Below are 12,131 nucleotides of genomic sequence, written 5' to 3'. Positions count from 1 at the left end.
CGCTTAACTCCGGAGTTAAGCCGGCCCGCGCAGCGGGTTCGGTTTGAATGAATTGTTAGGCGACAAGCCAAATAGCCGTCTTGAGCACCCACCCAAGAAGATAGAGGATAGCCGCTCCAACAAGCCATGCGAAACCCAATGCTCCGCGCGTGCGGATGAGGTAGTACGGCAGGTACAGCGGCCAGATCAGGTAGACCAGAAAGCCAAATTCATATGGACGATACACGCGAGCGTCTCCGCGACTGTCTGCCTCAATCCAAGTCGCGACAAGCAGACTAAAGACGACCGGCCACGCAAGAGAGAGTCGCTCTGCTTCCATCCCGGTTTGGTAGAAAAGCGCGGCTTCCGTGCCTGCGACCAATAAGCCAAGACCGACGATGGTCCTCAATATTGGCCGTGCGATCATTTTTCCCATGTCGCCTAACTCCGGAATTAAGCCGCGTCGCGAAGCGGCGTCGGCTTGAATGAATTGTTAGGCGGTAAGCTCATTTCACGTACCGATTCCAGTTATCTAGCAGCACGGCGGGTACACAGTACCCGCCATCGGGCTGCATACTAAACGGAGGTAGCTCGAAGTAGGTATAGCGGCCTCCGGCCTCATTGCAGCTACTGCCGTCCGGCAACTCGAACCGAATAACACGGACGGTGTAGTTGGGACAGATGTCACTACATTTGTACTCAACAACCACGTCGAAGCCCCGCAGACTGCCCAGGATCTTGGGTGGTTGATCGTAGAGCCGTTTGTCATAGCCAGTGGACACATAGTTGAGGATTTCGCTATCAGTAAGGCGCGGCTCTAATTAGACCGCCTACCAGCGGTGCAGCGCGGAGTATGCCTTTCAGATGGAACCTGTGCATCTGCGGTGATCAGGAGGGTGTTCAATGAGGTGCGGGCGTTGGACTCTCCGGACTTAAGCGTTGGTTTTTCGGGCAATACCCGCCGGTGAGCGGGTGTATGGATTACACCCTCGTATCAGCGGGTGTAACTACAGATCCGTCCGACAACCTACTGTCAGGCATGGCTCTTACGAGCTGTAGAAAGCAAAGGGCGCCACTTGGGCGCCCTTTGTCTTCAACATTATCCGCAGCAGTTGCTTACTTTGCTGCCGCCGCAGGTGCCGTCGGTGCAGCGGCCGGAGCCTGCGCCGTCCAACCACACATCTGGCCTTCGTTCTGCTGCTTCAGCCACTCCTGCAGCGGGGCGAAGTACTCCAGCATCGGTGCGGCATCGAGCTTCTCGCCGCCGGTCAGTTCCTTCAGCGTGGCCTGCCACGGCTGGCTGGAGCCCTTGCTCAGCATCGCCCAGAACTTCTGGCCGGCTTCCTTGTTGCCATAGAAGCTGCACTCGTTGAGCGGGCCGGTGTAACCGGACGCATCGCACAGACCCTTGTAGAACTGGTACTGCAGGATGCGCGCCAGGAAGTAACGCAGGTACGGGGTGTTGCCCGGTACGTGGTACTTGGCACCGGCGTCGAAGAACTCTTCGCCGCGTGCGCCGGCCGGTGCCACGCCCTGGTACTGCGCCTTCAGTTCCCACCACTTCTGGTTGTACTGGTCCGGCTTGATCGAGCCGTCGAACACGCCCCAGCGCCAGCGGTCGATCATCAGGCCGAACGGCAGGAACGACACGCCCGACATCGCCATGCGCATCTGCGCGTTGATGGTGGCTTCGCGGCTTTCCTGCTGCGCGCCAACCAGGCCGATCGAGTTGAGGTACTTGGGGGTCATCGCCAGCACGATGGTGTCACCGATGGCTTCGTGGAAGCCGTCGTTGGCACCGCCCTGGAACAACGGCGGCAGCGGGTTGTAGGCCAGGTCGTAATAGATGTGGCCGAGCTCGTGGTAGATGGTCGTGAAGTTTTCTTCGTTCGGGGTGATGCACATCTTGGTGCGCACATCGGCGCCGATGTCCTTGCCGTCGCCGCCCATGTTCATGTCCCAGGCGCTGGCGTGGCAGACCACGTTGCGGTCCAGCGGCTTGATGAACTGGGTGTTCTGCCAGTAGCTCTCCGGCAGCTTGGGCATGCCCAGCGAGACGTAGAAGTCCTGAGCGCGTTCGGTCATCTGCTTGGCGGTGGCCAGCTCGGCATCACGCTGTGCCTTGAAGCGTGCAGACACATCGGCGTTGCCGTCGATCTTGCGCAGCGAGGCGCTGAGGTTGGTCTGGTACTGCTTTTCCAGCGCGGCGGTGATGTCCAGGCTGCCCGCGTTCGGGTACGGCGCGGTCATGTCCCACAGGTTGCTCCAATCCTGCTGCCACATGTTGCCGGTGAGGTGGGCGGCGATCATGCCGCCAGCCACTTCGGCCTTGTCCTTGCCGTATTCCTTGTCGAGCTTGGCGCGGGTGTAGCAATGCAGCTGTTCGTACAGCGGCTTGACCTGGTCCCACAGGCGGTCGGTTTCCGGGCCGACCTGGTCGGCCGGCATGTCGTAGCCGCTGCGCCACATCTGGCCAGCGTCGCTGTAGCCCAGCTCGCGGGCACCTTCGTTCACCAGTTCGACAAAGCGCTGGTAGTTGGCGCGCGACGGCACGGCGGTGGAATGCCAACCCTGCCAGGCATCGAGCTGCTTGTCGTAGTCACGCGAGCTGGCCAGCACGCTTTCGAGGTCGCCGAGCTGGCGGCAGACCTGCTTGTCGCCTTCGCCCACGCAGTAGGTGCCGGCGCCGTAGTCGCCTTCCATCTTGGTGGCGATGCCGGCCAGTTCGGCCAGCTTCTGCGGGTCGCGCGGGGCGGGCATGGAGGTCATCAGCTTGAGCAGGCTGATGGCGCGCGCGGTGTCGGCGCTCATCGGCTGGCCTTCGTACTTGTTGGCCTGCTCGATCCAGCCATTGAGCACGGTCAGCCAGCGCTCGTTGGCCTTGGCGGCCACGCGTGCGGAATCGTCATTGATGTAGGTGGACGACAGCCACTGCGCCGAGGTCATTTCCGGGTACATCGCCTTGTATTCGGCATTGACGCGGGCGATGAACTGGTCGGCGCTTTCGGCCGGTGCGGCAGCGGTGGTGGCCGGCTTGGCGGCGTCCGGTGCGGCGTCCTTTTTACAGGCAGCCAGTGAAAGTACGGCCACGCCTATGGCGGCGGCCAGCAACAGGTGACGATTCTTCACGTAAATCCCCGGTAATGGTTACAAGTACCGGCGAAGGCTAGTGGCGCAGGGCAAGGGCCGCAAGTGGACGAAGGCAGGGGCGGGTGACAAGCGGGCTGGCCGTCAACGTTTGAACGCCATCAACAGGACCCCGCCGCCGATCATCGCCACACCCAGCCATTCACGCCACGCCAGCCGCTCGTGCAGGAACGCCACGGCGAACAGGCTGACCAGCACCACGCTGAGCTTGTCTACCGGTGCCACCTGCGAGGCGGGGCCGCGCTGCAGGGCACGGAAGTAGCATGCCCAGGATGCGCCGGTGGCCAAGGCCGACAGCGCGAGCCATTTCAGGGTGGTGAGGGGCAGCTGTGCGGGGTTGGTCCATTTGCCGGTGGCTGCCACAAACAACGCAAGCACGACGGTGATGATGGCGGTGCGGATCAGCATCGCCATGTCCGAATCGATGCTTTGCAGGCCGAGTTTGGCGAATACCGCCGTCAATGCGGCGAACACCGCTGACAGCAGCGCCCACGGTAGCCATTGCGGAAAGGACGTCATATGCGGTCTCCCACCAGTCGTTGGGCGTGCGGACGGTAAATGGATCCAGAAGCGACGACGTGCCCCTGCGTGGGTTGAACGCCGGTGTGGATGGGGGCGGGCAGTTTCAGGAGATTGGCGTGCTGCTGCGTTGTCGGCGTGTGCTGCCCCTGTGGCCTTGTCAGCACTATGTGGCTGGGGGAATGAGCGTTCCGCGAATGCGCCCGGGTACGTTGCGTTTACCCGGGCTACAGCCGCTGTATTGGGGTCAGGTCTTGTTTTCGCTCTCACACCCGGCGAACACATCGCGGCTGCGGTCGTAGACCGAAGTGCTTACCTGCATCAGGCCGAGCACCGACGGAAACAGATTGTCGTGATCGGCACGCTGGCTGGCGCGACGCCGCAGGCACTGCAGGTCCAGGCCGCGGTCACTGGCGAAGCCCGGCGAGAACCACATCAGCATTGGTACGCGGGTTTGTTCTTCCGGCGCAATGGCATAGGGCATGCCGTGCAGATACAGGCCCTTTTCGCCCAGCGACTCGCCGTGATCGGAAAGGTAGATCATTGCGGTGTCGTAGTCGTCCATACCGCGCAATGTGGCAATGGTGCGACTCAGGAAATGGTCGGTATAGCGTATGGCGTTGTCATAGCTGTTGACGATTTCATCGCGGCTGCACTTGCCCAGATCGGCCGTCTCACAGGCCGGGGTGAACTGGCGGAACTGCGCCGGGTAACGCTGGAAGTAGCTGGGGCCGTGGTTGCCCAGCTGGTGCAGTACCACCACCCGGTCGCCGGGCTTGGCGCGAACCTGTGTGGCCAATTCGTTGAGCAGTATTTCGTCCATGCAGCGTCCGTCCGCACACAGGCCGGGCAGGGTGTCATCGTCCAGGCGCTCAATCTGCAGGTTCTCGCATACCCCCTTGCAGCCGGACTGGTTGTCGCGCCACAACGTGCTGATGCCGGCGTGTTCCAGAACATGCAGCAGCGATTGATGGCCGCGGATTTTCTTCTCGTCGTAGTCGTTGCGACCATATGGGGAGAACATGCACGGCAGCGAGACTTCGGTGCTGGTACCGCACGAGTGCATATCGGGGAAATTGACGGCGCCGGTCTGTGACAGCTCCGGTGTGGTCTGGCGCGCATAGCCGTTCAAACCCCAGTTCTGCGCACGAACCGTTTCACCCACCACCAACACCAGCAGGCGCGGCTTGCTGCCAGCGGCGCGTGGCATGGCTTTCGCGTCGGTGCCGATGGCCTGCTTGGGTTGCTTGCGGATGGGGCTGGCGCTGCTCATGTTCTGGCGCAACGCGATCAGGTAGTTGATCGGCGTGGCCAGGTAGCGCACTTCGCGGTGATTGCGCATCAGTGCCGAGATGTCCTGGAACGACATCATCGTGCCGGCGCCACCCACCACCACCACGCCCAGCAGGAATGCAATGCGCCACAACAATGCGCGTCCCACGCTGCGCTTGCGGATGCGCAGGCGCCACAACAGCAGCGTCGGCAGTGCGGCGTAGCCGAGCAGCGGCAGCAGCAGGGCAGGCGTCATCAACTCGCTGGATTCCTTGCGGTCGGTGGCCAGCACATTGCGCAGCATGTCCGCGTCCAGATAGACGTTGTAGCTGTTCATGTAATGCACGGCGAAGGCCGTGGTGATGAGCAGCACGGTCAGCAGCACCTTGGCATTCCAGCGCCACAGCAGCAGCCCGAGCAGCAGGGCATGCACGCTCAACAGAAGGGCAAACAACGAGGTCGCGAACAATACGCTGCCCGGGTGTGTGGCCATTGCGCTGCGCCAGAACAACGTGTTGCAGGCCAATGCGAAGAACGTGCTGGCCAGCAGGATCAGCATTTCGCTGCTGATCTCCGGGCGCCAGCTGCGCAGCTTGCTCCACGATATTTCCTGTAGACCAAGGCGAGGGGCGACGGCATTCATGCGATTTCTCCATTGTTGAGCAGGCCACTGCTCGGTGCGGCCGGTGCGGTGATCGGGCCGAACATCCATAGGGACAGCAACGCTGCGACCGTCCAGCTGATTGCCAGCGACCACAGGTCATGCGAAAGAAAATGTGCGCCGCGCAACTGCTGCGCGAAACCGAATGCCGCGCCGATTGCCAAGGCGGCGATCAGCGCCGGCCAGCGCCACTGCGGGCGTACCTGCAGCATGAAGAAGTACAACGCCACCCAGGCGTAGCCGGCACTGGCGTGACCGGCCGGGAAGCACGCCGCATGGCCAAGTGATATCGGTCGTGCCTGCAACAATCCGATGAAGGGGCGCAGGCCGCCGTAGTGCTCCAGATCCCACGGGCAATCCATGTGCGTCCAGCTTTTCAACAGCGAGACCACGCCGGTGGAAAGCGCCACCGCCAGCAGCAGGTAGAGCAGCGGCTTGCGCAGGGGGCGCAGGCGTGCGTCGAGGCAGGAGCGGATCAGCCCCAGTATCACCAGCAGTGCGGCGAGTGTGCTGAGGTTCCTGCCGCCCTTGTGCAGCAGGTGGCTGGTCCACCAGGCATCGCGCAGGGCCCACTGGCTGCCCTGCCAGCGATAGAGCTGGTCAGCAAGCCATTGATCGCCCCCGCCTGCCATCAGCGTGATGCTGGCAACGGCAAGAACGATGGCGGGGATCAGCAGCGTCCGGCTGACGAAATCCAACCGCGTGCGCGGCAGGGGCGCGGTGAGTATGTGAGCGGGGGTGGACTGGGGCATGGAACAGACGTGCCATCAAGGTGGATGGCGGCATGCTGTTCCCGCATCTGTCGGAGTGCGGTCGGAGTTGTGTCGGATTTATGTTGGAGCGCGTACGCCGGTTCACGTCGTCGCGCGCGAAACTGGTTGCCCGTCAGGCGGTCGCCGGGCAACCAGTGCGCAATGTGACTCAGTCGGTGTTGTCCTCGACAGCGGTATTGCCGCTGGGTACGACGCCATGCGTACGCGCGATGCACTCCGCGTCCAACGCCGTGCCCGGCAACAACTGCCAGTTGTTGCGATTGGCGCTGCCGATGTCGATGACCTGTGCCTTGTCGGCACAGGGCGACATGGCGGCGTCCAGGACGAACAACCAGCGCCGCGCCGGTGCCTGCGTCACCCAGCGGGCGGCGTCTTCCCACTGTTCGCCTACCGGCCGCTTGAAGCCGAAATCCGTGGCTTGTGGGGCGGTCTGCAGCAGGTTCTGTTCACGCCAGGCCACCATGCCCAGCTCCGCGTCCGGGCCGATGCGCTCGCGCACCTTGTCCATCACCAGCGATGCTGAACTGTAAGGGTCCAGGGCGGGCATCGCGCCCAGCCCGTACATCGACCACAGCAGCACGGTGGTCAGTACCACCGCCAGGCCGACGCGTCGCAGCCGCAGCACGATCGCCAGCACCAGGGTCGCTGCACCAAAGCCGATCAGCCACCAGCCCACACGCGGCAGCACCCACAGGTCGATGGCGCGCTTGGCTGCATTGCGTTGTGCCCAGCCATCGCCATGCACAGCGCCATAACCGACTGCCAGCGTGGCCACTGCCAACACCAGCACATACACCAGCAGGACCCAGCGCACGCCGGTGCGTCGCAGCAGGCCCGGCAGCAAGGGGGCTGCGGCCACAGCCAATGCCGGCAGCATCGGCAGGATGTAGACCTCGCGTTTGCCCGGGCTGGCACTGAAGAACAGCAGGACCAGTAGTGCCCAACCCAGCAGCAGGAGGTAGCGCGGATCGGCGCGACGGCAGCGGCGCCACCATGCCGGCAGCAGCCAGGGCAGCAGCAGGCTGCCGGGCAGCCACAGGGTGACCATCACCTGCAGGTAGTACCAGGCAGGCTGCGTGTGGTGCCAGGCATTGGCGTAGCGGGTACCGGTCTGTTTGAACAGCAGCTCATGCGCATAGGCTTGCAGGCCGGGGTCCGGATTCTTCAGCAGGGCGATGGCCAAGGGACCCAGCCACACCGCCGTGCCGGCAATGAAGGCGGGCAACAACAGCCACCACGCCCAGCTGCGACCCGGGCCGGGCGCCTGCGGGTGACGCCAGCGCCAGGCCAGCCATGGCAGCAGGATCAACAACGGCAGAAAGCCCACGCCTTTGGTCACCGTGCCCACACCGGCAGCGAAGGCGGCCAGTGCCAGCGCGGCCCAGTTCGGTCCCAGCAGCAGATGGCGCATCAAGCCCCACAGCGCCAGCGTGGTCATGCCCAACAGCACCATGTCGATCTGCGCCCGCTTGGCCATCAGTCCGAACTGGATGCAGACGAACAACCCCAGCACTGCGTACCGCGCGACCTGCCGGTTCCACAGGCGGCGTGACATATCCCAGGTCAGCCACAGCGTCAGCAGCGCCGCCAGCAGCGAAGGCACCAGGAAGGACAGGTTCCAGCTGCCCAGCAGCTTGTAGGTGCCGGCCTGTATCCACATGAAGGTTGGCGGCTTTTCGGCGTACAGCTCGCTGCCGCGATGGGGCAGCAGCCATTGTCCGGTTTCGACCATGTGCCGGGCAGCCAGCACGAAGCGGGGTTCATCCGGGGGCTGCGGTGAGCGCATGCCGAGCCCGGCCAGCAGGCTGGCAATGACCAGCGCGATGACGATGGCAAACCACAGGGAGGTCGAGTTGGGGCGGGAATTGGACGGGCGCACAGGGGGCTCGTTGGGTTGGACGGCCGGATGATGACGCGTTGGGCGTTGGAAGCGCGTCAGAATCGTCGTCAGCCGCTTCGACGGCATTCCGACGACCCCGGCGCTAGGATGTGCGGGTTCGCCCCCGAAGTGTGGGGCCCTGAAGGTTCTACCCGCATGCGGCTGCTGGTTATTGAAGACAATCGCAATCTGATTGCCAACCTGTTCGATTACTTCGAGGCGCGCGGCCATGTCCTCGACGTGGCCCCGGATGGCATCACCGGTCTGCACCTGGCCGGTACCCAGAGCTACGACGCGATCCTGCTCGATTGGATGCTGCCACGCATGGAGGGCCCGGAAGTGCTGCGCCGCCTGCGCGAAGAACACCGCTCCGAGGTCCCCGTGATCATGCTGACCGCGCGCGATGAGCTGCCGGACAAGATCACCGGTTTCCGCGCCGGCGCCGACGACTACCTGACCAAACCGTTCGACCTGCCCGAGCTGGAAGTCCGGCTTGAGGCGGTGATGGCCCGCATCAAGGGCCGTAATCCGCGCAAGGTGCTGGAAGTGCACGATCTCAGTCTGGACATGGGCACGCTGGAAGCGCGGCGTGCCGGACAGGTGCTGCATCTCTATCCGGCCTGCCGCAAGCTGTTGGAACTGCTGATGCGTGCCAGCCCGGCCGCCGTCACCCGCGACCAGCTGGAGTTCGCGCTTTGGGGTGACGAGCCGCCGGATGGCGACATGCTCCGCTCGCACATCTACGAGTTGCGCCGCGCTGTTGATGGCCCGTTCGAGCAGAAGCTGCTGCACACGCTGCCGCGCGTGGGTTACCGGTTGTCTGCGCCCAGCAGGGCGGACAAGGCGCCATGAAGCGGCCTACATTGCGGCGCAAATTACTGGGCTGGCTGGGGGCTTACCTGGCCTTGATCACGCTGGCAGTGTTTGGTGCGGCAAATTATGTGCATGAGCATGCCGAGCATGCGGTATGGCGGTCGCTGTTGAACACCGAGCTGGACAGCATCCTGGCGCACATGCGTGTGGATGCTGACTACCATTGGCAGGATTCGGACACGCTGTTTTTCTTCGACGGCAGTTCGTCGCGACCGTTGCCGGATTCGTTGGCTGAGTTGAAACCGGGACTGCATGACGGCGCACTGCTGGAAGGTCGCAAGAGTGCGGCGATGGTGCGTGACACGTCCGATTTCGGCCGCGTGGTGTTGGTGTTGGACATCACCGACTTTGCCGAGCTGGAGCATTTCGCCACCCGTTGGGCGCTGTTTGCCGGCATCGCGTTGGTACTGGTGACACTGTTGATGGCCTGGGTGGGTATGAACCGCCTGGTGCGGCCGTTATCGACCTTGGCGCAGGACATCGGCGCGTTGCAGCCGGAATTGCGCGGGCAGAAGGTAACGGTGAGTTCGGGCGGCAGTGCCGAACTGGAAGTCATCGCAGGTGCACTGAACGACTATCTGCGCCGCAATGAACACTTCGTCGAGCGCGAGCGGATGTTCATAAGCACCACAAGCCATGAGCTGCGCACGCCGATCGCGGTTATCGGTGGTGCTGCGGAACTGGCGTTGGAGCAACCCGAACTGCCGATGAAAGCGCGAAAGCAGCTGCAGCGCATCCGCAATACCACTGTCGGTGTCGAGCAGTTGATCCAGCTGCTGTTGGTGCTGGCGCGCGATCCGGCCAAGCTGGCCGCGATGAGCGAGCTGGTGGCGTTGGACCAACTGTTGCCGGAGATCGTCGAGGACCATCTTTACCTTGCCAGTGGCAAGGAGCTGGAGCTGGTGCTGCAAAAGCTCGACGAATGCCGCGTATTGGCGCCGCTGGGGGTGGTGCAGGCCGCCATCGGCAACCTGTTGCGCAACGCCATCGAGAACAGTGATCGCGGTGTGATCCGGCTGGCGGTATCAGCGCGAGCGGTGATCACCATCGAAGACCCTGGCCACGGCATGAGCCCGGAAGAAGTGGCGCAGGTCTACGCGCGCATGGCCAAGGGCGAACGCAACATGCGCGCGGGGATCGGCCTGGATCTGATCGCGCGGCTGTGCGATCACCTGGGCTGGAAGCTGGACATCCAATCGCAGCCCGAACGCGGCACCCGGGTCACTCTGGATATGAGCAGCTCGCTGCCGGGATGACACGTAAGTAGGTGATTGGCAGAAGCGGGGAACTGCCAATCCGCCAAGTCATCACCGGCCCTCTGCCGAAGACAGGGGGAGGGTCGGGAAGGGGGGCTCATGCGCGGGAAAGGCAGCCCCGCAGCTCAGCCAGCTCCTACAGGGCCGGCAACAGCTCGCGCTCGATCAACCAATGCCGTGCATCGTCGGCGTCCTGCTCGAACCACGCCTGCGTCGAGCCCAGGCGATAGGTGTAGCCCCAGGCATCCATGTCTGCCATCAGGCGCGCGCTGCCAACGCCGGGCAACTGCCCGGCCAACACGATCTGCAGATAGCAGGTGGCGTCTTCCTCGGGGACCGAGTCGGTAGCGTCGGTATGCACCTGCGCGCGACGCTCGGGCGGCAGCACGATGAGGTGGCAGGACTCGTGCAGCATCGAATGCACCGGCGTGTCATCGCGCACATAGACATCGCAGGTGATGATGCCGGCTTCCGGTTCGCCCCAATAGCTACCGGGAATTTTCTCGCCGGCAGCAACGTGGTTGAGGCGCAGGCCATGTCGGCCGAGCAGGGCGACAGCGTCGTCCCAGTGGATATCACCCACGCACAGGATGTCGGTGGCAGAGTCGGGTGGAGTCAGGTCGGGCATGGGGTTCAAAACCACCGGGGCCGCAGATTCAGCGGCCCCGGAAGGGTGTTGCGGTAATCAGGCCTGGGGGCCTTCCGGCAGGGCCACGGAAATATCGAGCACGTCGTGCTCGCCATCCTTGACCAGATCCACCTTGACCGCATCGGCGTCGATGTTGACGTACTTCTTGATCACTTCCAGCAGCTCGCGTTGCAGCAGTGGCAGGTAATCGGGACCGCCGCGATGGCTGCGCTCCTGCGCGATGATGATCTGCAGGCGGTTCTTGGCGGTTTCTGCGGTGGTCTTCTTGGCCTTGAGGAAATCAAAAAGTCCCATCTTCACCCTCCGAACAGCTTGCTGAAGAAGCCCTTTTTCTCAACCGTGATGAAGCGCATCGGGCGCTCTTCACCGAGAATGCGTGCGACGGCGTCGTCGTAGGCCTGGCCGGCCGGCGATTCGCTGTCCAGGATCACCGGCTCGCCCTTGTTGGAGGCGTTGAGCACGTCGCCGGACTCGGGGACCACGCCGATGGCCTTCAGCCCCAGCACTTCTTCCACGTCGGTGATGCTCAGCATCTCGCCGGTCTCAACCCGCGACGGGCTGTAGCGGGTGAGCAGCAGGTAAGCGGGTACGCTCTTGCCGGCTTCGGCATTGGCGGTCTTGGAGTCGAGCAGGCCGATGATGCGGTCCGAGTCACGCACCGAGGACACTTCCGGGTTCACCACGACAACGGCACGATCAGCGAAGTACATCGCCAGGAATGCACCCTTCTCGATACCGGCCGGCGAGTCGCAGATGATGAAGTCGAAGCCGTCGGCGGCCAGGTCCTTGAGGACCTTCTCCACGCCTTCCTTGTTCAGCGCATCCTTGTCGCGGGTCTGCGAGGCAGCCAGCACGAACAGGTTGTCAAAGCGCTTGTCCTTGATCAGCGCCTGCTTCAGCGTGGCCTCGCCGTGGACGACGTTGACGAAGTCATACACCACCCGGCGCTCGCAGCCCATGATCAGGTCAAGGTTGCGCAGGCCAACGTCGAAGTCGATGACGGCAACTTTTTTGCCGCGGCGAGCAAGCCCGCACGCGATGCTGGCGCTGGACGTGGTCTTGCCAACGCCACCTTTGCCGGAAGTGACTACGATGATTTCAGCCAAAGGATCTCTCCTGAATG

At 63.3% G+C, this 12,131-nt stretch carries 11 protein-coding genes; 2 read left to right on the top strand and 9 right to left on the bottom strand.

The window, feature by feature from the left end:
* Positions 1 to 55 precede the first annotated feature (55 nt).
* The 6 genes from ABB26_RS12425 to ABB26_RS12400 all read right to left on the bottom strand — a co-directional run bounded on the left by ABB26_RS12425 (position 56) and on the right by ABB26_RS12400 (position 8,230).
* A complete protein-coding gene (locus tag ABB26_RS12425) occupies positions 56 to 415 on the bottom strand; it encodes a hypothetical protein (protein WP_057634602.1) in 360 nt (119 codons plus the stop codon).
* A 680-nt stretch (positions 416 to 1,095) separates the two neighbouring features.
* Positions 1,096 to 3,108: a M2 family metallopeptidase gene (locus ABB26_RS12420; RefSeq protein WP_057634600.1), complete on the bottom strand. Its 2,013-nt coding sequence runs from the start codon at positions 3,106 to 3,108 to the stop codon at positions 1,096 to 1,098.
* A 102-nt stretch (positions 3,109 to 3,210) separates the two neighbouring features.
* Positions 3,211 to 3,645, bottom strand: coding sequence for an EamA family transporter (locus ABB26_RS12415; protein WP_057634598.1), 435 nt, complete (start codon positions 3,643 to 3,645; stop codon positions 3,211 to 3,213).
* A 247-nt stretch (positions 3,646 to 3,892) separates the two neighbouring features.
* Positions 3,893 to 5,476, bottom strand: coding sequence for a phosphoethanolamine transferase (locus ABB26_RS12410; protein ID WP_425477260.1), 1,584 nt, complete (start codon positions 5,474 to 5,476; stop codon positions 3,893 to 3,895).
* Positions 5,477 to 5,556: 80 nt separating this feature from the next.
* Positions 5,557 to 6,330: a phosphatase PAP2 family protein gene (locus ABB26_RS12405; RefSeq protein ID WP_057634594.1), complete on the bottom strand. Its 774-nt coding sequence runs from the start codon at positions 6,328 to 6,330 to the stop codon at positions 5,557 to 5,559.
* A 169-nt stretch (positions 6,331 to 6,499) separates the two neighbouring features.
* Positions 6,500 to 8,230, bottom strand: a complete 1,731-nt coding sequence (locus tag ABB26_RS12400; protein WP_057634593.1) for an ArnT family glycosyltransferase — start codon at positions 8,228 to 8,230, stop codon at positions 6,500 to 6,502.
* Between the two features lie 156 nt (positions 8,231 to 8,386).
* Between ABB26_RS12400 and ABB26_RS12395 the strand changes: the two genes are divergently transcribed.
* Positions 8,387 to 9,082, top strand: a complete 696-nt coding sequence (locus tag ABB26_RS12395) for a response regulator transcription factor (RefSeq protein ID WP_057634612.1) — start codon at positions 8,387 to 8,389, stop codon at positions 9,080 to 9,082.
* Positions 9,079 to 10,359: a sensor histidine kinase gene (locus tag ABB26_RS12390; RefSeq protein WP_057634589.1), complete on the top strand. Its 1,281-nt coding sequence runs from the start codon at positions 9,079 to 9,081 to the stop codon at positions 10,357 to 10,359. The genes ABB26_RS12395 and ABB26_RS12390 overlap by 4 nt, the downstream gene beginning before the upstream one ends.
* Before the next feature lie 136 nt (positions 10,360 to 10,495).
* Here ABB26_RS12390 and ABB26_RS12385 read toward each other — a convergent pair whose 3' ends face one another.
* Genes ABB26_RS12385 through minD form a run of 3 tightly spaced genes read right to left on the bottom strand, consistent with a single transcriptional unit; the run spans position 10,496 to position 12,114 of the window.
* Positions 10,496 to 10,987, bottom strand: a complete 492-nt coding sequence (locus tag ABB26_RS12385) for a hypothetical protein (RefSeq protein WP_057634588.1) — start codon at positions 10,985 to 10,987, stop codon at positions 10,496 to 10,498.
* Between the two features lie 57 nt (positions 10,988 to 11,044).
* A complete protein-coding gene (minE, locus tag ABB26_RS12380) occupies positions 11,045 to 11,302 on the bottom strand; it encodes a cell division topological specificity factor MinE (protein WP_057634586.1) in 258 nt (85 codons plus the stop codon).
* Positions 11,303 to 11,304: 2 nt separating this feature from the next.
* Positions 11,305 to 12,114 carry a septum site-determining protein MinD gene (minD, locus tag ABB26_RS12375; protein ID WP_057634584.1) on the bottom strand — a complete coding sequence of 270 codons (810 nt, stop codon included), beginning with the start codon at positions 12,112 to 12,114 and terminating at the stop codon, positions 11,305 to 11,307.
* Positions 12,115 to 12,131 lie beyond the last annotated feature (17 nt).

Source organism: Stenotrophomonas humi (assembly GCF_001431415.1).
In the GTDB taxonomy this organism is placed as follows: Bacteria; Pseudomonadota; Gammaproteobacteria; order Xanthomonadales; family Xanthomonadaceae; genus Stenotrophomonas; species Stenotrophomonas humi.
The sequence above is the reverse complement of the archived record's forward strand: the minus strand, read 5'-3'. Positions and strand labels throughout refer to the sequence as shown.

What these genes read in the sequence shown, in the direction of transcription:
- ABB26_RS12425 (WP_057634602.1), bottom strand. Translation starts at nt 415, where the DNA reads ATGGGAAAAATGATCGCACGGCCAATATTGAGGACCATCGTCGGTCTT.
- ABB26_RS12415 (WP_057634598.1), bottom strand. Translation starts at nt 3,645, where the DNA reads ATGACGTCCTTTCCGCAATGGCTACCGTGGGCGCTGCTGTCAGCGGTG.
- ABB26_RS12410 (WP_425477260.1), bottom strand. Translation starts at nt 5,476, where the DNA reads ATGCTGATCCTGCTGGCCAGCACGTTCTTCGCATTGGCCTGCAACACG.
- ABB26_RS12405 (WP_057634594.1), bottom strand. Translation starts at nt 6,330, where the DNA reads ATGCCCCAGTCCACCCCCGCTCACATACTCACCGCGCCCCTGCCGCGC.
- ABB26_RS12395 (WP_057634612.1), top strand. Translation starts at nt 8,387, where the DNA reads ATGCGGCTGCTGGTTATTGAAGACAATCGCAATCTGATTGCCAACCTG.
- ABB26_RS12390 (WP_057634589.1), top strand. Translation starts at nt 9,079, where the DNA reads ATGAAGCGGCCTACATTGCGGCGCAAATTACTGGGCTGGCTGGGGGCT.
- ABB26_RS12385 (WP_057634588.1), bottom strand. Translation starts at nt 10,987, where the DNA reads ATGCCCGACCTGACTCCACCCGACTCTGCCACCGACATCCTGTGCGTG.
- minE (WP_057634586.1), bottom strand. Translation starts at nt 11,302, where the DNA reads ATGGGACTTTTTGATTTCCTCAAGGCCAAGAAGACCACCGCAGAAACC.